This is a genomic window from Candidatus Poriferisodalis sp. (assembly GCF_965198245.1).
In the GTDB taxonomy this organism is placed as follows: Bacteria; Actinomycetota; Acidimicrobiia; order Acidimicrobiales; family Poriferisodalaceae; genus Poriferisodalis.
Window position 1 is genome coordinate 2,958,040 of sequence record NZ_OZ240249.1, and the last position, 20,807, is coordinate 2,978,846.

Annotated in this window: 26 protein-coding genes; 16 read left to right on the plus strand and 10 right to left on the minus strand. The window is 65.6% G+C overall.

The genetic code is table 11. The features are described 5' to 3' along the window. The first annotated feature begins 247 nt into the window (after nt 1–247). From ACOCMM_RS13315 to ACOCMM_RS13360, 10 genes are all read left to right on the plus strand, one after another. Nucleotides 248–634: a hypothetical protein gene (locus ACOCMM_RS13315; RefSeq protein WP_419553625.1), complete on the plus strand. Its 387-nt coding sequence runs from the start codon at nt 248–250 to the stop codon at nt 632–634. A 55-nt stretch (nt 635–689) separates the two neighbouring features. Further along, nucleotides 690–1,406, plus strand: coding sequence for a histidine phosphatase family protein (locus ACOCMM_RS13320; RefSeq protein ID WP_419554882.1), 717 nt, complete (start codon nt 690–692; stop codon nt 1,404–1,406). 78 nt (nt 1,407–1,484) lie between these two features. Continuing rightward, complete coding sequence (locus ACOCMM_RS13325; protein WP_419553626.1) at nt 1,485–2,531, plus strand: peptidase M29; 1,047 nt, start codon at nt 1,485–1,487, stop codon at nt 2,529–2,531. Between the two features lie 46 nt (nt 2,532–2,577). After that, complete coding sequence (locus ACOCMM_RS13330; protein ID WP_419553627.1) at nt 2,578–4,170, plus strand: class I adenylate-forming enzyme family protein; 1,593 nt, start codon at nt 2,578–2,580, stop codon at nt 4,168–4,170. Further along, the gene (locus ACOCMM_RS13335; protein WP_419553628.1) at nt 4,167–5,093 is read left to right on the plus strand and encodes an NAD(P)-dependent oxidoreductase; all 927 of its coding nucleotides are present in this window, start codon (nt 4,167–4,169) and stop codon (nt 5,091–5,093) included. The genes ACOCMM_RS13330 and ACOCMM_RS13335 overlap by 4 nt, the downstream gene beginning before the upstream one ends. Before the next feature lie 265 nt (nt 5,094–5,358). Next, on the plus strand, nt 5,359–5,601 hold the full coding sequence (locus tag ACOCMM_RS13340; RefSeq protein WP_419553629.1) for a hypothetical protein: 243 nt from the start codon (nt 5,359–5,361) through the stop codon (nt 5,599–5,601). 42 nt (nt 5,602–5,643) lie between these two features. After that, nucleotides 5,644–7,452: a cadherin domain-containing protein gene (locus ACOCMM_RS13345; protein WP_419553630.1), complete on the plus strand. Its 1,809-nt coding sequence runs from the start codon at nt 5,644–5,646 to the stop codon at nt 7,450–7,452. Between the two features lie 15 nt (nt 7,453–7,467). Continuing rightward, entirely contained in the window at nt 7,468–7,896 is a 429-nt protein-coding gene (locus ACOCMM_RS13350; protein ID WP_419553631.1) for a cadherin repeat domain-containing protein, read from the plus strand. Next, complete coding sequence (locus tag ACOCMM_RS13355) at nt 7,893–8,564, plus strand: cell wall-binding repeat-containing protein (RefSeq protein WP_419554883.1); 672 nt, start codon at nt 7,893–7,895, stop codon at nt 8,562–8,564. The genes ACOCMM_RS13350 and ACOCMM_RS13355 overlap by 4 nt, the downstream gene beginning before the upstream one ends. A 62-nt stretch (nt 8,565–8,626) precedes the next feature. Then, nucleotides 8,627–9,709 (plus strand): pyridoxal-phosphate-dependent aminotransferase family protein, encoded by a 1,083-nt coding sequence (locus ACOCMM_RS13360; protein ID WP_419553632.1) that lies wholly within the window; start codon nt 8,627–8,629, stop codon nt 9,707–9,709. 30 nt (nt 9,710–9,739) lie between these two features. Here the strand turns inward: ACOCMM_RS13360 and ACOCMM_RS13365 are convergent, their stop codons facing one another. From ACOCMM_RS13365 to ACOCMM_RS13375, 3 genes are all read right to left on the minus strand, one after another. Next, nucleotides 9,740–10,942: an aromatic ring-hydroxylating oxygenase subunit alpha gene (locus tag ACOCMM_RS13365; protein WP_419553633.1), complete on the minus strand. Its 1,203-nt coding sequence runs from the start codon at nt 10,940–10,942 to the stop codon at nt 9,740–9,742. Nucleotides 10,943–10,957: 15 nt separating this feature from the next. Next, nucleotides 10,958–11,254, minus strand: coding sequence for a DUF1330 domain-containing protein (locus tag ACOCMM_RS13370; protein WP_419553634.1), 297 nt, complete (start codon nt 11,252–11,254; stop codon nt 10,958–10,960). Between the two features lie 89 nt (nt 11,255–11,343). Continuing rightward, the gene (locus tag ACOCMM_RS13375) at nt 11,344–12,204 is read right to left on the minus strand and encodes an enoyl-CoA hydratase/isomerase family protein (RefSeq protein ID WP_419553635.1); all 861 of its coding nucleotides are present in this window, start codon (nt 12,202–12,204) and stop codon (nt 11,344–11,346) included. A gap of 76 nt (nt 12,205–12,280) precedes the next feature. Here ACOCMM_RS13375 and ACOCMM_RS13380 point away from each other — a divergent pair, with 76 nt between their 5' ends. The 5 genes from ACOCMM_RS13380 to msrB all read left to right on the plus strand — a co-directional run bounded on the left by ACOCMM_RS13380 (nt 12,281) and on the right by msrB (nt 15,100). Further along, on the plus strand, nt 12,281–12,655 hold the full coding sequence (locus tag ACOCMM_RS13380; protein WP_419553636.1) for a hypothetical protein: 375 nt from the start codon (nt 12,281–12,283) through the stop codon (nt 12,653–12,655). A gap of 321 nt (nt 12,656–12,976) precedes the next feature. Continuing rightward, the gene (locus tag ACOCMM_RS13385) at nt 12,977–13,228 is read left to right on the plus strand and encodes a hypothetical protein (RefSeq protein WP_419554928.1); all 252 of its coding nucleotides are present in this window, start codon (nt 12,977–12,979) and stop codon (nt 13,226–13,228) included. Further along, the gene (locus tag ACOCMM_RS13390; RefSeq protein WP_419553637.1) at nt 13,197–13,397 is read left to right on the plus strand and encodes an HNH endonuclease signature motif containing protein; all 201 of its coding nucleotides are present in this window, start codon (nt 13,197–13,199) and stop codon (nt 13,395–13,397) included. Before ACOCMM_RS13385 ends, ACOCMM_RS13390 begins: the two co-directional genes overlap by 32 nt. A gap of 126 nt (nt 13,398–13,523) precedes the next feature. Next, nucleotides 13,524–14,624: an LLM class flavin-dependent oxidoreductase gene (locus ACOCMM_RS13395; RefSeq protein WP_419553638.1), complete on the plus strand. Its 1,101-nt coding sequence runs from the start codon at nt 13,524–13,526 to the stop codon at nt 14,622–14,624. A 65-nt stretch (nt 14,625–14,689) separates the two neighbouring features. Then, nucleotides 14,690–15,100: a peptide-methionine (R)-S-oxide reductase MsrB gene (gene msrB / locus ACOCMM_RS13400; RefSeq protein ID WP_419553639.1), complete on the plus strand. Its 411-nt coding sequence runs from the start codon at nt 14,690–14,692 to the stop codon at nt 15,098–15,100. Between the two features lie 41 nt (nt 15,101–15,141). Here msrB and ACOCMM_RS13405 read toward each other — a convergent pair whose 3' ends face one another. From ACOCMM_RS13405 to ACOCMM_RS13435, 7 genes are all read right to left on the minus strand, one after another. Beyond that, complete coding sequence (locus ACOCMM_RS13405) at nt 15,142–15,780, minus strand: MerR family transcriptional regulator (protein WP_419553640.1); 639 nt, start codon at nt 15,778–15,780, stop codon at nt 15,142–15,144. A 96-nt stretch (nt 15,781–15,876) separates the two neighbouring features. Continuing rightward, nucleotides 15,877–17,223 carry a CapA family protein gene (locus ACOCMM_RS13410; RefSeq protein ID WP_419553641.1) on the minus strand — a complete coding sequence of 449 codons (1,347 nt, stop codon included), beginning with the start codon at nt 17,221–17,223 and terminating at the stop codon, nt 15,877–15,879. Between the two features lie 47 nt (nt 17,224–17,270). Beyond that, nucleotides 17,271–17,795 carry a bifunctional nuclease family protein gene (locus tag ACOCMM_RS13415; protein WP_419553642.1) on the minus strand — a complete coding sequence of 175 codons (525 nt, stop codon included), beginning with the start codon at nt 17,793–17,795 and terminating at the stop codon, nt 17,271–17,273. Between the two features lie 42 nt (nt 17,796–17,837). Continuing rightward, entirely contained in the window at nt 17,838–18,788 is a 951-nt protein-coding gene (locus ACOCMM_RS13420) for a MerR family transcriptional regulator (protein ID WP_419553643.1), read from the minus strand. Then, nucleotides 18,785–19,237: an FHA domain-containing protein gene (locus ACOCMM_RS13425; RefSeq protein ID WP_419553644.1), complete on the minus strand. Its 453-nt coding sequence runs from the start codon at nt 19,235–19,237 to the stop codon at nt 18,785–18,787. The genes ACOCMM_RS13420 and ACOCMM_RS13425 overlap by 4 nt, the downstream gene beginning before the upstream one ends. A 5-nt stretch (nt 19,238–19,242) precedes the next feature. Continuing rightward, the gene (gcvH, locus tag ACOCMM_RS13430; RefSeq protein WP_419553645.1) at nt 19,243–19,644 is read right to left on the minus strand and encodes a glycine cleavage system protein GcvH; all 402 of its coding nucleotides are present in this window, start codon (nt 19,642–19,644) and stop codon (nt 19,243–19,245) included. 75 nt (nt 19,645–19,719) lie between these two features. Beyond that, nucleotides 19,720–20,334 carry a CDP-alcohol phosphatidyltransferase family protein gene (locus ACOCMM_RS13435; protein WP_419553646.1) on the minus strand — a complete coding sequence of 205 codons (615 nt, stop codon included), beginning with the start codon at nt 20,332–20,334 and terminating at the stop codon, nt 19,720–19,722. A 58-nt stretch (nt 20,335–20,392) separates the two neighbouring features. Here ACOCMM_RS13435 and ACOCMM_RS13440 point away from each other — a divergent pair, with 58 nt between their 5' ends. After that, complete coding sequence (locus tag ACOCMM_RS13440) at nt 20,393–20,791, plus strand: HIT family protein (RefSeq protein WP_419553647.1); 399 nt, start codon at nt 20,393–20,395, stop codon at nt 20,789–20,791. Nucleotides 20,792–20,807 lie beyond the last annotated feature (16 nt).

A 20,807-nucleotide genomic window follows, 5' to 3' on the forward strand; every position in this document is an offset into this window, starting at 1 on the left:
GTGCGCGCAGGGCGCGTCGCCAGGGGTTGAGCGAGCACTCGCTCCGTCGCACAGGTGATTCGAGCGTCGGGGTGAGCGCTTTATATCGACATTGATCGAGACAACACAGCCATCGAAGAAATAGATCGAAGATAATGCACTTGACAGCAACCGAGTCGGCACGGCTAAAGTGCGCACGCTCGCCGGGCACATTGCCATCCGGCCTGAGGTCCCGGCATCAATTGTGGGAACGGAAGGCGGAGTGGTCGTGACGAGAACCTATGAATTCAGTGTGTATGCGGAAGGTGCCGACCTCACCGTTGCTTCGACGGTCGAACAACTGGAACGAGCTGGCTATACCCATCCCGCAGCTGCGGCAAGCGTTGGCATTCAAGCGCTCGTGTTCTCCCGGCCCGCAGAACGCCTCGCCGATGCTGCCGAATCAGCAGCGGCGGAGGCAGAGTGCATCGCTGAAGTGTGGATTGCCCGCAACGTCCGAAGCGGTGCCGTGGCGGTGTTCGACCCCGTCACGATGGAACCCATGGACCTTGATGCCGATGCGACGCCGACCGATCCGACTGCTGCAATGCCGGCGCGGCCCCAGCGGAGAATCGGTCGCTCCCAGCACATCGGTTCACCTCTCCCGTTGCGCTAGCCAGCGCAGGAGGGGACTGGTCTCGCGAGGCCGGTCCTAGAGTTCTCCGGTGTGGATGTCGGCAGCAGGCGAAATGGCTGACGAGCAGTTGCTCTCGCGGCTGCTGATTGTGCGGCACGGTGAATCAGTGGCAATGGCTGAGGGAATCGTCGGCGGACCCAAGGGATGCCGCGGCCTCACCGACCGCGGTCATGCTCAGGCTGCAGCACTCCGTGACAGATTCGCGGCCGGGCGCGAACCTGAGGTGCACTTCGTGTACACGTCGCCGTTGCCCCGAGCTGTGCAGACGACTGACATCGTGCTGCCGGCACTGGGCGGGGGCGAGCGGGGCAACCTCGACATTCGCATCCATGACGACCTCGAGGAAATGCGTCTTGGTCCCATCGACGGCATGACGTGGGAGGCCGCACGTCAGCAATTCGCTTTCGTCCGCTCTGACGGGCAGCCCTACGCACCGGTTGTACCCGGTGGGGAGAGCCGAGCCGGGTTCCGTCACAGAGTTGCGCAAGTGCTGAATGACATTGCAGCATCGCATCCGGGCGCCACGGTATTCGTGGGGTGCCATGGCGGAATCGTGTCCGCAGCAATGGCGATGGCATTCGGCATCCCGCCCGCCCAGCCGGGCGTCGGCGTGGTCACTGCGGTGACCTCGATCACCGAGCTCGAGCTGCTTGACGGCGACAACGGGCTGCTCGACGGCGACAAAGGGCGACGCTGGCAAGTGCGTCGCTTCAACGACGCTGCCCATCTCACCGCTGTCGAAGCGGCCTGAACCGATAGCTCCCGCTTCGCAGAACACACAGGCTCTGCGACCTTCTAGCTTGGCGTTGTCGGGAGACTGGAGGACCGGATGCTGGTCGAACGAATCGAAGCGAAATGGATTGACGCCTTCTCGTCAGTCTTCGAGATGTGCGGCGTCGAGTCGCCGCAAACTGCCGCAATCCTGTCGGAGAGCCAGAGCAGGGTCGTCAACGTGAACCTCGCTGAACTGGCGCTGGATCGCCTCGGCACACCACCTATCCACGTCATCGTGCCCACGCCGCGCCAATCGGCGCCGGTACCCGTGAGGTCAACGGGAGCGTCGGATGCGATCGCCGGCTCGACGGCGGTCATTGCAGCCCTCGGCGCTGTGGACTTTGTCGTCGACTGCACGGTGGAGGGACTGCTGCACGCACCGGAGCTCCCGAAGATCCTCGGCGAGGGCACCCGGATTCTGATGGTCTCCAACGAGCACCCAGAGGCCTTGGAGCGACTCCTGCCGGCGCCTGACCTCGAGCCGAAGGTGAAGGTCGGCATCAAGAAACTGATCGGGGCTCGCGAGATGGCTGTGACCTCGGCCGCAGGCACCGACCTGGTCGTCGACGTGAGCGAGGCCCCGTGCGGGGGCGGCTGGGGCTACACCTCGCGGCCGGGAACGATCAGCCATTGGCCCGGCGGTCTGTGCCTCGCATTCCCCAAGGCCGGAACCGTGAACGGCACCATCGTGATGGACCGCGGCGACATGAACCTCACGTTCAAGCGCTATATCGAGTCACCGGTCACGCTGCACATCAGCGACGACTACGTCGTCGAAGTGGAAGGCACCGGCACTGACGCTGCGCTGTTCCGCAGCTACACCGACGCCTGGGGCGACCGGGAGGCATACGCGACCAGCCACGTGGGATGGGGCATGAACCCGGGCGCGCGTTGGGACACCATGTCGATGTACGACCGAAGCCAGACCAACGGCACCGAACAACGGGCCTTCGCCGGCAACTTCCTGTACTCCACGGGGGCGAACGAGCACGCCGGCCGCCACACGCTCGGGCACTTCGACTTGCCGATGCGGAATCACAGCGTGCTGCTCGATGGCGAGGCGGTCGTGATCTCCGGTGTGCTGCAAGGCGATCTGGCCTGAGCACAAGCGCCAGCGACCTGCCAACCGATCCCTACCAGCCAGCACTGTGAGCGACCCCCGCCCGCTGGCTACCGGAGCTGACCTTGCAGCCCGCGTCGAGCGCTGGGCCGACCACTGCCCGGACGCGACCGCTCTCGTATTCGAAGGGGTCGAGCACACCTATGGCTCCTTCGCCGACCAGATCGCCGCTGCTGCCGGCTGGCTGGCGGCTGCGGGCATCGGCGAGGGCGACCGCGTGGCGTGGCTCGGTCCGAATCGGCCAGCCGCACTGAGGTTGATGCTCAGCTGTTCCTGGCTGGGCGCCATCTACCTCCCCCTGAACTCGCGCCTGGCACCGCCCGAGCACCGGTGGATCCTCGACCACGCCGGACCGAGCCTGCTGGCCGTCGACACTGAATTCGAAGAGCACGCGGCATTGATCGGCACGCAATGCGACACCCTCGTCGTGCCTGATGAGCCCCACGGCTTCAGCGCCCCGAAAGGGGCACCTGCGCGCCGGGGCACGTCGGCACACCCGGTGCTGCTGGCATACACCTCAGGTACCACCGGACACCCCAAGGGCGCACTGCTGGACCAAGCGGCCATGGCAGCCAATGCCGTCAACTCCACGCACGCACACGACCTCACCAGCGCTGATCGGGTGCTGACGGCCATTCCGTTGTTCCACGTCGGCGGGCTGAACATCCAGACACTCCCTGCAGTACTGGGCGGAGCGGCGGTGCTGATCCATCGCGCCTTCGATCCCGGCCTGTTTCTTTCCGACGTCGAGCGGTGGCAGCCCACCTGGACGGTGCTGGTTCCAGCAGCGCTCGCCGCCGTTGCCGCTCACCCGCGCTTCGCGAGCGCCGATCTCGGCTCGCTTCGCGGGATCATGACGGGATCGTCACCTGTGCCCAGTGCCGTCACCGGGCCGTACTTCGAGCGGGGCCTGCCGGTCGGGCAGATCTACGGTTCGACCGAAACGGCCCCGATTGCCGTACACCTGCGCTGCGACGAAGCGGCCGGCCATCCGGGTTCGTGCGGAAAGCCTTCGACGATGTGCGAGGTGCGCATCGTCACCGACACAGGCAACGATGCGCTGCCTGGCGAGCACGGCGAGCTCTGGGTACGCGGGCAAAGCGTTCTGCGAGAGTACTGGCGGGACCCGCTGGGAACCGCAGAGGCAATCACCGACGGCTGGTTCCGGACTGGCGACGTCGGTCATGCTGACGCCGGCGGATGGATCTTCATCGACGACCGGCGCAAGGACATGATCATCTCCGGTGGCGAGAACATCTACCCGGCAGAACTCGAAGAGGTGCTCGCCCGCAGCGACCTCGTCGCGGAAACCACCGTCGTGGGAGTACCCGATGAACGTTGGGGCGAGGTTCCGGTGATCGTGGCGGTGCGTGCAGCACCGTCTGCAGACACGCTCGGCCACAAAGCCGGGTCCGACGATGCTGAGTCCGACGATGCCACCGCAGCAGCCCTGCTGCGCCTGTTCGACGGGCAGCTCGCGCGCTTCAAGCAGCCCAAGGCCGTCATCTGGCTCGACGAGCTGCCTCGCACCGCCTTGGGCAAAGTACGTAAGCACGAGGTGAAGGCGATGCTGGCGGAGCGCCGCACGGCAACACCCGACCACCGGAGGACCGCAAGATGAGCCAAGACTCCCCCGACCACGCCACGCAGTCCACGCCAGAGCCCACCGACGTCGCATTCATCGGGCTCGGCGTGATGGGCTACCCGATGGCCGGCCATCTCGCCGCGGCGGGCCACCGTGTCACGGTGTTCAATCGCACCACGAGCGTCGCGCAGCGGTGGTCCGACGAACACCCCGGAACAATCGCTACGACGCCCTCGAACGCCACCGACGCGGCGGAGATCGTGTTCATGTGCGTGGGCGCCGACAACGACGTGCGAGCCGTCGCCTACGGCGATGACGGGGCTTTGGCGGCAATGAGCGAGGGCTCGATCCTCGTCGATCACACCACCGCCTCGGCCGCCCTTGCACGAGAGCTGTCTGATGAGGGCGCTGCGCGTGGGGTGGGCTTCGTCGACGCACCGGTGTCAGGCGGCGAAGCGGGCGCTCGCAACGGCGTCCTGACCGTCATGTGCGGTGGCGCCGCCGAGCACTTCGAACGGGCTCGCCCGATCATGGACGCCTACGCACGAGCGGTGACGCTCATCGGGCCCGCGGGCTCGGGGCAGCTCACCAAGATGGTGAACCAGATCTGCATTGCCGGGCTGGTCCAAGCACTGTCCGAAGGCCTGGAGTTCGGTCGCCGGGCAGGACTCGATCTCGACGCCGTACTGGACACAATTTCGCAGGGCGCTGCCGGCTCTTGGCAGATGTCCAACCGCGGCACGACGATGATGGCTGACGAGTTCGACTTCGGCTTCGCTGTCGACTGGATGCGCAAGGACCTCGGCATCGTGCTGTCTGAGGCACAGCGCAACGGCGCTCGGTTGCCGGTCACCGCGCTGGTTGACCAGTTCTACAAACGCATCGGGGAACTTGGCGGCGGCCGCTGGGACACGTCCAGCCTCATTGCCCTGCTGCGCCCACCTGATCACCGGTCCTAAGCCGTCGTTTGAACTGATCCAGCTCGGTGCGCGCACACTGCGGACACCCCGTCCTCAACCGCTGATTGCCGCTGCATTTCATATCCGGCTCTCTACTCCGAGTCATCTCGGCTGCTGATCGCGCGGTCGGGGTCTTGATCACGCGACTGGTGGGACCCGCCATGCAGACTTCGGGCTCGCGCGGCGCGGCTTCAACGCGCCGTCAACGCTCGAGACTGGCGTTCGCGGCGTTCGTGTTGGCATTTGCAGGAGTTGTAGCGCCGGTTTGAGCGGCACGATCCCAACCGAACTGGGCAGCTTGAGCGGCCTCACCACGATCTCCATGGCCTCGAACGACCTCAGCGGAAGCATCCCGGCATCGATCGGCAATCTCACCAATCTCCGCCATCTGGATCTCTCCGGCACCGACCTGCTCGACCACATTCCTTCACAGCTGGGAAATCTCTCCAACCTCAAGGTGCTGTACCTCACGGGCGACATCCCCATCAAGCTCGAGAAGCTGGTGTAGCTGGAAGAACTCAGACTCGCCGACAACAATTTGACTGGTTGCGTGCCCGGATCGTTGTCGTATGTCGCGAAACACGACATCGCCAAGCTCGGGCTCCCGTACTGCCGAGCCAAGCCGATCTTCCGGACCTCGGAATCCGGACTGCGCAACGTCTTAGAAGGCGCGACCGTGGGAACCTCCGTGGGCAGGCCCGTGGCTGCGGTGGATCGCGACGGCGATCCGCTGACGTACTCGCTCGGGGGCACCGACGCGGGCAATTTCCAGATCGATGCATCGTCGGGACAGCTGCGTGTTAATGCAACCCTCGATCGGGAATCCCAAGAGACTCACTCCCTCACGGTCTCGGTGCACGACGGCACTGACCGCGACGGGGAACCGGACACGTCGACCGACACGACGATCGACGTGACCGTCACGATCCTCGACGTGGACGAGGAGCCCACGGTGACCGGTCCGGCCACCGCAACAACAACCGAGAACGTCGACACCGTCCTGGGTTACTACTCCGCCGTCGATCCTGAAGGCGACGAGATCACCTGGTCGGTGGCAGGGACCGACAGACAGGCATTCGAAATCCACAGCCACGGCGCGCTGCGTTTCGCCGTGCCACCCGACTACGAGTCGCCGACAGACCAAGGCAGGGACAACAGCTACGACCTGCTGGTCCAGGCATCCGACGGATCAAACACAGTCTCGCTCGCGATCGCCGTGTCGGTCACAGGCATCGACGAAGCACCGGTGCTGCTGGGTCCCCGTGCATTCAGCCTGTCGGAGAACATCTCTGGCGAACTGGGCCGATACCGGGCGATCGATCCTGAAGATGCCACGGTGACCCTGACACTCGGCGGCGGTGACTCCGGATCGCTGAGCCTGGGTGACGACGGTGTGTTGAGCCTCGACAGCGCCCCGGACTTCGAACAGCCCGGCGACGTTGACCGCGACGGCGTGTACGAGGTCAGCATCGAGGCGTCCGATGGCGCGCTGACCACCTCGCGGGCGGTGCGCATCGGAGTGCGGGACGTGAACGAGGCACCGACCGTGAGCGGCGACACCTCGATCGAGCGAGATGAGCTGTACACCGATGACACCTCGATCATCGGTCGGTACTCCGTCGACGATCCTGAGTCCGGGGATGTCGAGTGGAGTGTCGCGGGGAGCGACGGCGCTGATTTTGTGATCGACGCGTTCGGCCAGCTGAAATTTGCCAAGACGCCGGATTTCGAGTCGGCCGCCGACGCGAATCGGGACAACGTCTTCGGGATCACCGTCGAAGCGTTCGACGGCGACCACACCGGTTCGCTCGCCGTAACCGTCAAGGTCTCGAATATCGACGAGAGTCCGGAACTGCGCCCCTTCGGGCTGTACCCGCAAGTAGGCAACTCGGTGCATCTGAGCTTCGGCGATCCCGACGGCAGCGTGACAGGCACGCAGCGGAGTTGGCAACGCTCGTCGAACCGTGTCAGCTGGTCGACGATCAGCGACGCCACGTCAAGTTCGTACTACCCGACATCGGGCGACCAGGGCCGATACCTACGCGTCAACGTCAGCTACAACGACGGTGAGGGCGACAACAAGACGGAGCGGTTCACATGGAACAGCGCGGTACGTGCGGAGCCCTCCAGCAACACGGCCCCCAACTTCGACTCGACTGCGGCAGTGCAACGATCGGTACCAGAGACCGATCCAGCCGGCTACGCCGTCGGGCCCCCCGTCAGCGCCGATGACGACGGTGACGATCCCCTCGTCTACTCCCTGAGCGGCGTGGGCAACGGCTCTTTCAGGATCGACGCGACAACAGGTCAGATCGGCACACATGCGCCGCTCGAGGGATATCCGGGCCAAGCGTTTTAGCTCACGGTCAACGCTGTGGACCCGTCGGATGCGAGGGCTCAACGACCCGTCACCATCACTGTTCAAGACCAGCCGCAAGCACCCGTGCTGACCGGCCCCCGCGTCGTGCATATCGACGAACGCAACACCGAGGTCGCTTTGTTCGGCGCATACGATCCTGACCGCGGCGCGCTCAGCTGGAGCCTCGGCGGGCCCGACGAAGATGATCTTCAGATCAGCACGCGCGGCAAGCTGAGGTTCCAGCAGTTCCCGGACGCCAATGCGCCGGCCGATGCGAATCTCGATAACACCTATGAGGTCGACGTCCGCGTTTCCGATGGCAGCTTCACGGCCACGCAGCGTGTCCGGGTCACTGTCGCTGACCTCAATGAATTCGGAAGCGTGTCACTGTCGGAATCGCAGCCGACGCCGGGAACTGCGGTGACGGCGACATCGCCAATCTGAGGTGGGAGTGGCAACGCAAGCGCTCCAGCGGGGAATGGACGACGCTGTTTGTTGCCAATGGCTGGAGTCCAGCGGACGTCGGAGTTGCTGCGGCCTTCGCAGCCCGCACAACAGGCGCCGCGGTCGTCTACACCGAAGGTGACCGCCTTCCGGCTGCAGTCCGGGCGCTCCTCGACGTCCGAACCGTTCACCTCATTGCGATCATCGGCGGTGAGACCGCCGTGTCCGAGGCAGTGCGCCAGTCGCTGGCCGCCTCCGAGCCGTTTGCGGACATCAAGCGCATCACGGGAGCGACGCGTGTCGAGACGTCAGTCCGAGCCGCCCGCTTGGCCCTCGACGGCACGCGTGCGGGGAACGCAGTGCTGATCGTCGCCAATGGATGGAGGCCGCCCGACATCGGCATTGCCGCAACGTTGGCGGCGCGCCTGCCCTACTCGGCTGTCGTCTACACGGCGCCCGGCATGCTGCCGGCCGAAACAGAAGAACTTCTCAGACTCGTCCAGCCGGGGTTGGTTCGCATCATTGGCGGGACCAACGCGATTTCCACCACCGTTCAGAACGAGATCGCGGCTCTCTTGCCGTCGCACGGCAGGACGCAACGCACCAGCGGCCAGTCCCGGATTCACACATCCGTCAACGTTGCCCGCGGAATCCTGCCGAGGGACTAGGGGCCCGTAGTCCGTCCCGGTGTCGTCACGGCTCCCCCGCTCGAGCGGTACCGTGCGGGCCCGTGACCCATAGCGACCGCATCCTGATGGGGCCGGGGCCGTCCAACCCCTATCCCGAAGTCATCGAAGCCTTCACCCGACCGGTGCTCGGCCACCTCGATCCCGAGTTCATTGCTCTGCTGGACGAGATCAACGCGCGCCTTCGAGCCGTCTGGCAGACCCAGAACCTGCTGACGTTCCCCGTGAGCGCCACCGGTTCGGCGGGCATGGAGGCCGCCTTCTGCAACTTCGTGGAGCCCGCCGACACCGTCGTCATCGGTGTCAACGGCGTCTTCGGCACCCGTATGTGTGACGTCGCTTCACGATGCGGTGCAAATGTTGTCGCCGTCGAGGAGCCGTGGGGCCGCGCTATCGACCCCCAGCGGCTCATCGACGCGCACCCCTCACCCAAGATCATCGCGGTTGTGCATGCGGAGACCTCCACGGGTGTGCGCAACGACATCGCTCCGCTCGGTGAGGCGAAGGGTGATGCACTGTTGCTTGTCGACTGCGTCACGTCGTTGGGCGGGATCCCGGTCGACATCGACGGATGGGGCACCGACATCGCTTACAGCGGCACCCAGAAGTGTCTCGGGGTGCCACCGGGCCTTGCCCCCCTCACTGTCAGCGACCGCGCTCTCGAATCACTCGTGGCCAAGCCCCAGAGCTGGTACCTCGACCTCAACATGATCCGGGCCTATGTCGTCGGGGAGGGCGCTCGCGCCTACCACCACACGGCCCCGATCTCGATGCTCTACGCGCTGCACGCCGGCCTCGGAGCGGTGCTCGATGAGGGGCTCCACAACGCTTGGGCACGCCATCAGGCCTGCGGCGATGAGCTGCACGCCCGCCTGCCGGAACTGGGCTTCGAGCTGTGGGCCCAAGAGGGTCACCGGCTGCCCGAGCTGACCACCGTCACGCTGCCAGCGAGACTCGACGACGTCGCCGGGCGGCGTACCCTGCTCGAGCGCTACGGCATCGAGGTGGGCGGCGGGCTGGGTCCCGTGGCAGGAAAGGTGTGGCGCATCGGCTGTATGGGCCACACAGCCCGGATGCGCAACGTCAGGATGCTGCTCGGCGCGCTCGAAGAGCTGGTGGCAGCCTGAGCTGCGGTCCGTGCCTCGTCCGAGGCCCGATCAGGGCGTCGGGTGCAACGGCAACAGTTCTTTGCCGAGCGCCGCTCGGTAGGTGTTGTGGAAGTGATGCAATGCCGGCTCGTTGCGTCCGAACACGACGTGCTCAAGCGCCCCACTGCTGGCTGAGCGCTGCTGGCTGGCGCTCATCGCGTAGTCCTCATCGCGGATGATGTTCCCGAAACCACGAGCGACCTCCTCGGCGAAGTGAGCGGCGTCTGCATCTGATGCAGCGTCAGACGCTGTGTCGAGCGAAACGTGAGGTCGCAAGTAGAACGAGATGCGGCTGATGTGCCGCCCCGGGTACCGGGCGTCGGGATAGGCACGGACCACGTACACAACACTGCCTGACGGGATGAACTGAACATTCGGGAACAGCCAGTACACCGGCAGTGTGGCGGTGCACAGATCCCAGTCGTCGGGCGACAGCTTGCGCACGTCGTCGATCTCGCGTCGGCACAGCAGCATCCGGTGATTCCGGCCGAAGGTGTCATAGCACTGCACGTTGCCGTAGAAGGCCCCATACAGCGTGTCGGCATGCAGCACCGGAAAGTGGTAGGTCTCGCCGAAGGTGTCCATGGCGAGCTTCCAGTTGCACGCCACGTCGTACCGGTCGCCGCCGAGCCACCTCAGCTCGCCGAGTTCCCAATCGGCGAGGTCGGCTGCCAATTCGGCACCCAACAGCTCGTCGGGATCGATGACGCCGCCGGGCACCGGATGCACCCACAGCAGGCCGTGCTTCTCGACCGCAGGCAACGGGACCAGGCCGAGCTCTGAGCGGTCCAGCTCCCCGAATTGGTCGGATTTCGGCAATCCCACCAATGTCCCGTCGCCGTCGTAGGTCCAGTTGTGGAACGGGCAGGCAAAACGCCGCTTGGTGCCGCGCTCTGCTGTTTCGACGACGACGCCACGGTGCCGGCAGACATTCACGAACGCCTTGAAGTCCCCCGATGCTGAGCGCGTGAGCAGAACCGGCGTGCTCAGTTCGTCGAAGGTCATGAACGAACCCGGCCCGGGGAGGTCACCCGACAGCCCGACGATCTGGGGGTATCGATCGAAGAACTCCCGCTGCTCGAGCGCTGCGAGTTCGGGATCGGCATACGCCGACGTGGGGTTGTAACGCACACCGCCGGCATCGACGTTGGTGCCAGAGTCGAGGCGCGCGAGCAGCGTCTTGATCTGATCGATTTGTTCGGCGCGCTTCACGGCCGGAATTCCGGCTCAGCGGGTGTTGAACGACTGCGCCAGGACGGAGAAACCCTCGGTGTTCTCAAGACGCATGCCGACGATTTCCTGGTACTCAGGCGAGTTGTACCAAGCCTTGGCGGCTTCGGTATCAGGGAACTCCAAGACAATGGTCTGGGGCCCTGGCGGGGTGCCCTCCATCACCTCGGAGGCCGCGTCGAACGCAACCAGCTTGGCCCCTGCGGCTTGCACCGTGGGCGCTGCCGCCTTCTGGTACTGCCGATATGCATCGGCGTCCTTCACGACGTACTGAGCAATGAAATATGCAGCCATGCGCGGCAGTATGCCACCTGACCGCGACTCTCACTGAGGAGGGTGGGACCGAGGGTCGCCGCGGGAGACTCGTCGAGGCTCTTCGTGGCTCAGCGGAGCCAGTCGTTGAACTCGGGCTGCCGCTTGGCCAGGAATGCCGAGACGCCCTCTGCTGCATCGGGCAGGTGATCGGTGATTGCGGTCTTCGAAGCGATCTCGTCGAGAGATTGCTCCCACGTCATCTCCGCCGCCAGCAGGATCGACCGCTTGAGCATGCGCATCGCCACCTGGGGGCCCTCGGCCAGCTCGGCTGCGAGCTCGGCCGTGGCTGCGGGCAACTGGTCGTCGTCGACCACCTCATGGACCAGGCCCAGCTCACGCGCCACCGATGCATCGACGATCCGCTTGCGCATCATGAAGTCCGTCGCGCGGGCCACGCCGAGATGCTGTACCAGCAGCCACTGGCCGCCCTCGTCGGGCAGCAGGCCGAAGCGAAGCGTTGCAGAACCCATGCGAGCCGAGCGTGCCGCAATGCGGAAGTCGCAGGCCAAGGCGAAGCTGAAGCCGGTCTGGATGGCGAAGCCATTGATCGCGGCGACGGTCAGCTTGTCCAGATGGCGGACCGCTGTGTTGACGGCCTGCGAGATCGTCCGCAGTCCGTTGTAGGTGCCCGGCGCGTTGTGGTGGCCGCCGAAGATCGGCGCCGTGGAGCCCGGATGGGCTTCCTCGTAGCCGCGCAGGTCGTCGCCCGCCCAGAAGGCCCGACCCTGGCCCGTGAACACGAGCACGCGTACGTCGTCGTCCATCTGTGCCTGGGTCAGCAGTTCGACCAAGTCCCGTTTCATCGGCGCGTTCGAGGCGTTCATCGTCTCGGGTCGATTGAACGTGACGGTCAGGACACCGCTGTCCGCCAACGAGGTCTCAAATCCGAAGTACTCGGTGTCGCCTATTCCCGATTGACGCTGTGCCATTGCAACTCCCCTGTGGTCTCGCAGGTCGGTGGCCCCGAACCTAATGAATCTGCGGCGGCTGGATACGCTGCGCGCCGTGCCAGACCAGCCGCACGTCTCCCGAGCACCGTTCGCCCCCTTTGACGGTGTGCTCATGCTGCGGCTCGATACCGAGACGCCCGCTGGTGACCGGACGTACTACGTCACGCCCTTCGTGACCGATGGCGAGCGGATGTTTGTCTTCGACGAACCCGGCGATCGCAGTGATGCGCTCGAGGCACTGCTCATCGGCAACCGCACGGCGATCAGCTCTGCGACAACGGGCGGCCTGAGCATCGGCGCCATTGGGTGCAACCCGACTCCGGCCGAGGAAGCATGGGCGCGTGATGCGTGCTCGGCGCGCTTCTTCTACGACCAGGCCTTGCAAGACCTCGCCCAGCTCGGCGGCCTCGTGACCCTGCACCCCGCCTGAGCAGCCATCTCTGCTGACTGCCGTTGTTCAGTCTCGGGCCGTCGACCGATGGAGACGGTCATGGGTGGGAGCTTCGATGCGGATGCGGCCGGGCGACCGGGCGTGTTTCCAGTCGAGTCACCGGCCGATCTCGAGAGTTCGGGCGGGATTGTTGGGCCTGCGGGGCGCGCTTTGCTGCGGGGATCAACCGGCTGGACGACTTCGGCGACGGCTGCGAGGCGGTGCTTCGGCGTTTGTCTGGCTGCTCAGGGGCGGCGGCGAAGCGTGCTGCTGGGCGCGCTTCCGCGCTGGCAGAAATGCCCAATGTCGCAGCCCCGCTGGGTGAGGGCCGCAAATGAGTGGATGCGCGAACACCGCAAGGGCCTCACCAAGGCCACTACTCTCATGGATCCCGCCACCGGCGCCGCGTTCAAGGCGATCATCGACGATATGGCTCAGCGGTTCGCCCAAGCCGAGCGGAACGACTGGACGCCGCCGCAATCAGCTGCTGATCGTCGCCGACACCCAATGGCGTGCCCTCGTTGCACGCGATCGAGGTTGCGTGATCTGTCAAGCGGCACCCGGTTGGTGTGAGGCCCATCACATCGTCCCGTGGAAGGCTCCCGCGAGGGGGCGGACCGACATCGACAATCTCACGCTGTTGTGTTTCCGCTGTCACCACCAGCTCCACGACAGCCGTGGCTGTCTGCGGCGAACCTCGCCCACCAGCTTCGTCATGGACTACAACCGCCGACGCGAATAGGTCGCTCTCGCCGAAATCTTCAGCGAGCGCCTGGCCTGGGAGTCGCGCAAATGCCTCGGCCACCAACACAGACAGCCCCCCCTTGGTCGGACCTTATTGATCGAACAGCCCATCTAGGGTGCGCTGATGCGCACAGCCATTGGATTCGGGGGGCCGGCGTCGGGCAAGCGCCGTGATTGGGACGAACAGGTCGAGTTCCTGCGCGAGGCCGAGCGTCTTGGCGTGGACATCTTGTGGTCGGCCGAGGCGTGGGGCATGGACGGCGTCAGCACGCTGGCGTACCTCGCCGCAGTCACCGAACGGGTGAAGCTCGGCACCGGCATCCTGCAGATATCGGCCCGCGCCCCAGCGATGACCGCCATGACTGCGCTGTCAATGGCTGCGATGACGGGCGACCGCTTCATCTTGGGACTCGGCGTCAGTGGGCCTCAAGTCGTCGAGGGCCTCCACGGGGTGCCGTTCGCCGACCCGCTGGGGCGGCTGCGCGAGACCGTCGACATCTGCCGCCAGGCGTTCGCCGGCGAGCGGATCTCCCACGAAGGCCGCCACCATGTCCTCCCACTGCCGGGCGGTCAGGGCAAGTCTCTGCGTCTCGCGCAACCCGCCAATGACACCATCGAGATCTGGCTCGCGACCCTTGGGCCCAAGTCATTGCGCTACACCGGTGAGGCTGCCGACGGCTGGGTGGGTGTGTGCTTCGTGCCGAGCTGTCCCGAGGTCACCTGGGGTCAGGTGCTTGAGGGGGCCGCGGCGGCCGGGCGTGCGCCAGGTTCGGTGGCCTGCCAGGCCGGGGGCGCCGTCGAATTCGGTGATGATCTTGAAGCGCTGATCGAACCGCGGCGTCCCGGCGTCGCCTTCACGCTGGGCGCGATGGGATCGGCCACGGCCAACTTCTACAACGACGCCTACCGCCGGGCGGGCTTCGAGGAGGAGTGCCGTGAGGTGCAGCGCCTGTGGCTCGACGGCGATCGCGCCGCCGCCACCACAGCGGTTCCGGATCGGCTGATCACCGAGACGAATTTCTTGGGGACCCACGAACAGGTCACCGATCAGGTGCGCGCGTATCGACACGCCGGCGTGGACGTCTTGCGCCTGCAGCCCGAGGGGCCCACTGCCATCGATCGCTTGGACACGCTCGCCCAGATGATCGACATCGTGCGAAACGTCAGTGCTGAACCCGCCAGCACAGGGCCCGTCGGCACTGGGCCCGCCGACACGTCGTCGTAGCTGGACCCTCCAAGCAGTCCGATGGCGACCTGCCGACGGTCAGCAACGTCACTACCGTGGTGTCCATGACCGAGGACCCTGTCACGTTCAGCGAATCCGAGCTGCGGGAGCGGCTCACGCCGATGCAGTACCACGTCACCCAGGAGGCAGGCACCGAGCGGCCGTTCACGGGCGAGACGTGGGACAACCATGACGAAGGCGGGTACCACTGCGTGGTGTGCGGCGCCGAGTTGTTCAGCTCAGAAACGAAGTTCGAGAGTGGTTCTGGTTGGCCGAGCTTCACTCAGCCCGTCTCGGGCGATGCGGTGGACACCGAGGCCGATCGCGCGTACGGCATGGTCCGTACCGAGGTGATGTGCAAGGCCTGCGGGGCGCACCTCGGTCACGTCTTTCCCGACGGACCGCGACCGACAGGCGACCGCTTCTGCATGAATTCGGCGTCGTTGCAGTTCGTATCGACGGACGAGCCCGACTGAAGAGGGCCGACTGAACACCGGCCCGGGACGTTTGCGGGGCGTCAGCTGGTGCTGTCAGCGTCGGCTTCGTCCCCGATGTCGAAGCTGAGCTGCACGGCAATGGGCTCGTCGGGGAACAGCTTCACCACATCCGCATCCAGCTCTCGGCGAACGCCTGCCACCGACAGCACATTGAGCATCGCCGCCTGACCCTGGCGCAGGAGGCTGAGCACCTGGTCGTCGTCGACCATCAGCACGTCGCTGCCGCTGATGACGATGGTCGCTGAGGCGACTTCACCCCCGAGCTGGTTGCGCAGGTAGTCGAACGCCCGGGCGATTGACTTCAGGTCGATGCCCTGATCGCGCATCTTCTTGGCGATCTTCAGTTCCACGAGGTCGTTGTAGGAATAGCGGCGGCGCGATCCGCTGCCTGCTGCCTCCGCGACCGACGGCCTCACCAGCCCTTTGCGGGCCCAGTGGTCGAGCTGGCGGTAGCTGATCCCGACAAGTTCCGCAGTCTGCGGCCCAAAGAATCCCTCAGAGAATTCACCCGGTTCGTCAGCGACGGCTGTGGGAGGGACGGCTGTCGGAGGCACGATCGCGCCTACTGATCCGGCGGAAGGCTCGGGCTGCGGCCTCGGTAGGTCATCGCTCTTGGAGGTATCGGGCTCGGGCAAGGAATCTCGCTGCTGGTTGGCCATCGGTGTCTCCTTCCCCGTCCAGGTAAGGCTTTGCAAATCACACCCGGCGAACTACCGAGTTGTGATCTGTGCTCCAACAGAGCGTACGGGAGCGCGTCACCGCAGCGCAAGGGGCCACGCTGATGGAATGTCCGGCGCCCCCGAGATGGCCTGGGTGTCTGCGGGGTCGCCCTCGATCACGATGTCGACGCCCTCGGCACGCAGCACACCGGCGGTGCGCTGCCACGAGCGCTCCAGCACGCCTCGCCGGTTGGGCCCGAGATCGCCTGCGAGTTCGTCGGCAACATCGACGATTGTGTAGTGCGGCCGATCCACCCACGTAGGAGTCGCGCCGAGTGCAGCTACCTCGATGCGACCCGCGGGCGTCTCGGCGAGCACCACCTCCACGAGGACACCGTCGACTGTGGCTGCCGGACACGATCTGCACGACAGCGGCGACTGGTTCGTGAGGAAATTGCCGAGCCCGAAGATCACGAACTTGTCTCCCACTTTGCCGATGGGTTGGGGCACATGGGCGTGCGAACCAACGATGAGGTCGATATCGCTGTCTGCCAGCAGATTGCTGGCGAGTCTGCGTTGGCTGGCGTTGGGCACACTCGTGTATTCGGGGCCCCACTGAATGCTCAGGATGACGAACTCAGCTCCTGCAGCCACTGCAGCCTGAGCCTCGGCCTCGATGGCATCGCGGTCAATGACGTCCACGGCCCAATCTCTGTCGGGAGGCAACGGAATGTCGTTGAGCCCATAGGTGTAGGACAGGTGGCCGATGACGATGCCGTTCACGACGTAGATCGAAGGCATCGCAGCCTCAGCAGGGGTTCGAGCCATGCCGGCATGGCCCAGCCCGTGACGCTCCAGCACCTCCAGCGTTGCTGTGATGCCGTCGATGCCTCGATCCAGAGAGTGATTCGAGGCCACCGAACAGCCGTCGTATCCGGCGTCGGCGAGCCCGACTGCGAGGTCGCCTGGTGCATTGAACAGCGGGTAGCCGCTCAAGTCGCTGTTGTCGGCAGACAGCGGAGACTCGAGATGGCAGATCGCCAGGTCCGCGCTGGCAATGCTGTCGCGCACCTGGGCGAACATCGGTCGGTAGTCGTATCGAAGGTCACTCGAGCCGTTTGCGAGTGCTCGGCGGGTCACCGGGCCATGCGACAGAACATCACCGGTGAAGACCAACCGTGCTCGACGGGGGGTGGGATCCGGCGGCACCGAGACCTGCACCGGAGCGGCTGGCGGCACCGTTGGGGTCACCGCAGATAGAGGTTCCGTCGATTTGGCAGGCATATCGGTGCCAGCCGCATCGCTCTCGGCTCGAGACGCTGAAGACGCACTGGAGGCCGACTCACTCGGCGCCGGGACTCCACTGGGAGCGCTGCAGGCCCCGAGTGAGGCAAACACCGCTGCGCTCAGCACAGCGAGAAGCCCAGCAACTCGGGGGTGCATGCGACCGGTGGCTGATCGGGCCGCGGCACCGGTCCGGTCACCGCGTCTCACTCTTGGTCGCTTGCCTCCGCCGCGGGCCCGAAGTCGTCGGGCTGCACGTCATCAAGAAATTGCTTGAACTCGTCGAGGAGCTCGTCGGGGTCGACATCGGCGGGAGGATCCGGAGGCAGGTCGATGATCTGCCCCGCCTCGTCAAGCACGGACTCGCTGGCGAAGATGGGAGTATCGGCCCGCACCGCCAGCGCCACTGCGTCACTTGGCCGGGCGGAGATCGTATGGGTGGCCGAGCCGATGGTGACCTCCATCTCGGCAAAGAATGTGCGGTCGCGCAGGTCGGTGACAGTGACCTTGACGAGGGTCGCTCCCAGAACGTCCAAGATGGCCGCCATCAGGTCGTGCGTGAGCGGTCTCGGCACGCGAATCTGCTCAATGCCGCGGTAGATCGCTTGGGCTTCAGGCGTGTCAATCACGACCGGCAGCACCCGCTGGGAGCCACCGGTTTCACGCAGCAGCAGCAGCGGGCTCTGCGAGGGCATCTCCACCTGCACGCCAAGAAGTTCCATCTCGACCATGCAACGAACACTACTTCGGCCCCTACGAGCCATGAGCCGGGGCTACGGGCCCGTATCGCGCCAATAGCGGCGCAGTGCCTCCCCCATCACCTGGGATCGCAAGCGCTCGCACAGCGCCACCAGGCGCCCGAGGGAGCGTTGCGCGTCGAGGGCAGCAGATGCGCCGCCGGCATGGAGGACCGGCTGTATGCCCTGCTCGAACATGGCGGCATCGCGCGCCGCGGCATTGCGTATGACACGCAGGTGGCGGGCCTGCAGGCCGTACGTGGAGAACTCACGTGAGATGCGGGCGACGAGCAACGCGCCGCTGCCATAGCGGGGTTCGGGCGGTTCAAGCCCGAGGGATGCCTGCACAGCCGCTCCCCCGGGCGGCAGGGACCCCGCAGCATCGGCTTCGTCGAGGGGCACGAGCAGCCTGAATTCGGTCAGCTCGGCAACCTCGGCCAGAGTCAGCCCGCTCTCGGCGCTCAGCTCTGCCGCGTTGAACGTGCGGAGGTCGTCCGGAGCAGTCCACGGCGGCTGTGTTCCGACGCCAGTCGCCTGTACCTCGGTCGGTCTGGAGCTCTCGGCTGCATCGCCGTCAGCTGCATCGCTGTCAGCTGGCGTCGCCGTTGCAGCCTCTTCCATTGGCTCGTGGGCCGCCGCTGGCTCGGGTTCGCCAGCAGCAGATGAGGTTGGCGATTCGCCGGCACCGTGGGCTCCGATGCCCCAGATGTCCACGAGGTGCTCGCCTCGATCGATGCGTTCCCCGATGATGCCCAGCGGCAGGTATTGGTCGCGCTGGCGAGTCAGGATCCAGCGCAGCACCTCGATGTCGTGGGGCCCGAAGCTGCGGTAACCCCCCGACGTGCGAGCCGGCGAAATGAGCTTGCGATCCTCGAGGAATCGGATCTTGGAATCGGTCAGATCGCCGAACTCGGGCCGCAGCAAAGACACGACCTCGCCGATCGACAGCCGCCCTCTCTTGGATTCAGGCTCGGACCGGGCGCTCACAGCCCGACCGAGGAGACCAGGTACAGCAGCTTGAACTTGCCGACCTGCAACTCGTCGCCGCCTCGCAGGGTCACTTCGCCGTCAGTGCGATTGCCGTTGACATACGTGCCGTTCAGCGAGCCCACGTCGCGCAGGATGTGACCGGCGGGGACCAGTTCGAGAATCACGTGGCGCCGCGACACGGTGATGTCGTCGAGGAATACGTCGCTGTCGGGATGGCGCCCCACGGTGACCCGGTCGCCGGCAAGTTCGAATCGTGTCCCCGACCGGTGCCCTGAAGTAACCACGAGCTCCGCCGCGCCGCTGTAGGGCGGGATCTCGGTGGCACCCACCGGCGACAGCACCTCCGTGGGCGCATCGGCGGTTGGGTCCAGGCGCTTCCCGCAGCCGGAACAGAAGCGGGCATCGTCAGCGCTTGACTTGCCGCACGAACCGCAGGCGACAGCCATGACGATCAGACGTCCTCGGCGATCAACGCGGCATAGCCGTCGGCGTCAAGCAGCGCCTCCATCTCCCCAGACGCCTGCGCAGCGTCATCAGACGGGGCGATCACGCACATCCATCCATCGCCATAGGGGGATTCGTTGACGAGCTGCGGCTCGTCCTCGAGCGCCACGTTCACCTCGACAACCTCCCCCGACACCGGGGCGAAGATGTCCGAGACTGACTTGGTCGACTCGATCTCGCACATTGCCTCGTCAGCGGTGACCTGCGCACCGATCTCTGGTAACTCCACATACACGACATCGCCGAGCGCATCCTGTGCGAAATCGGTGATGCCGACCTGCAATCCCCCCTGTGTGGGGCGCACCCATTCGTGATCGCTCGAGTAGCGAAGCTCGGCGGGAATCTCCATGCTCGCGAACCTACCGGATCGCTGTCACACCAATAACTCGTGGCACCCAGCCCCTCATCAGCAACCTCACGGCGTTCAGGGGCTTCGCCGGGCGGTGCGTCCCTCCCGAACAGCGGTGATCGCCTGGGGTACATAGCCGAATGCAGACCAATAGTGAATGGGCAGTCCGACTGCCACAAACACCCAGGCCAGCACACGAAACACGTCCGCTGCGGCGATGTCGCTGACACCTGCCAGGAAACACGGCACGGCGAACATCATCAGGAATGTCCCCGTCTTGCCCCACCAGGTCACGTCGATCTTGCGGGCGCCGGCCGCTGCCAACACCACTGCTGCCACGGCCACCCCGCCCTCTCGCACGAGAGCCAGCACCGCAATCCAGATCGGCAGCGAGCCGTCGACGATCATCGCCACGAGCGCCACCAGCAGCAGCAGCCGATCCGCCGTCGGATCGAGAATTTTGCCGAGTTCGGACACTTGGTTGAAGCGGCGAGCCACCCAGCCGTCGACCCAGTCGCTCGCGCCCAGCGCTCCCAGCAGCAGCGCGGCGGCCCAGCGGTCCTCCGCGCCGAACACGAGCCACACGAACCACGGCAGGCAGCACAGTCGAGCCAAGCTGATCAGGTTCGGCACAGTGAAGGGCCGCCACCCAGGACTCTCGGTCAACGACGCATCCGCAGCCCCGCTCATCGGGCTCACAGTACCGACGCCACGCGGGGCAGACCGGCGCCTCCTTAGGCTGCGCGTGATGAGTTCAGTGTTCACGCGGATCATCGAAGGCGAGCTTCCCGGGACGTTTGTGTGGCGGGACGAGCACTGCGTCGGATTCCTGTCCGTCAACCCGCTCTCGCCGGGCCACACGCTTGTCGTGCCGATCGCAGAGATCGACCACTGGCTGGATGTCCCGCTCGAACTGCAGGCACACCTGTTCGACGTCTCCCGCCGCATCGGCGAGGCGCAGATGCGGGCGTTTCGGCCCGAGCGGATCGGTCTCGTCATCGCCGGCTTCGAGGTGCCCCACTGTCACATCCACGTGTGCCCGGTGAACTCCATGGCGGACATGAACTTCGCCCGTGCCCTGCCGATGGCGGATCCCACCGATCTCGCCGGGCCGGCCGAGGCCATTCGAGCTGCGTTGGCCGATTGAGCGCATGCGTCGCTAG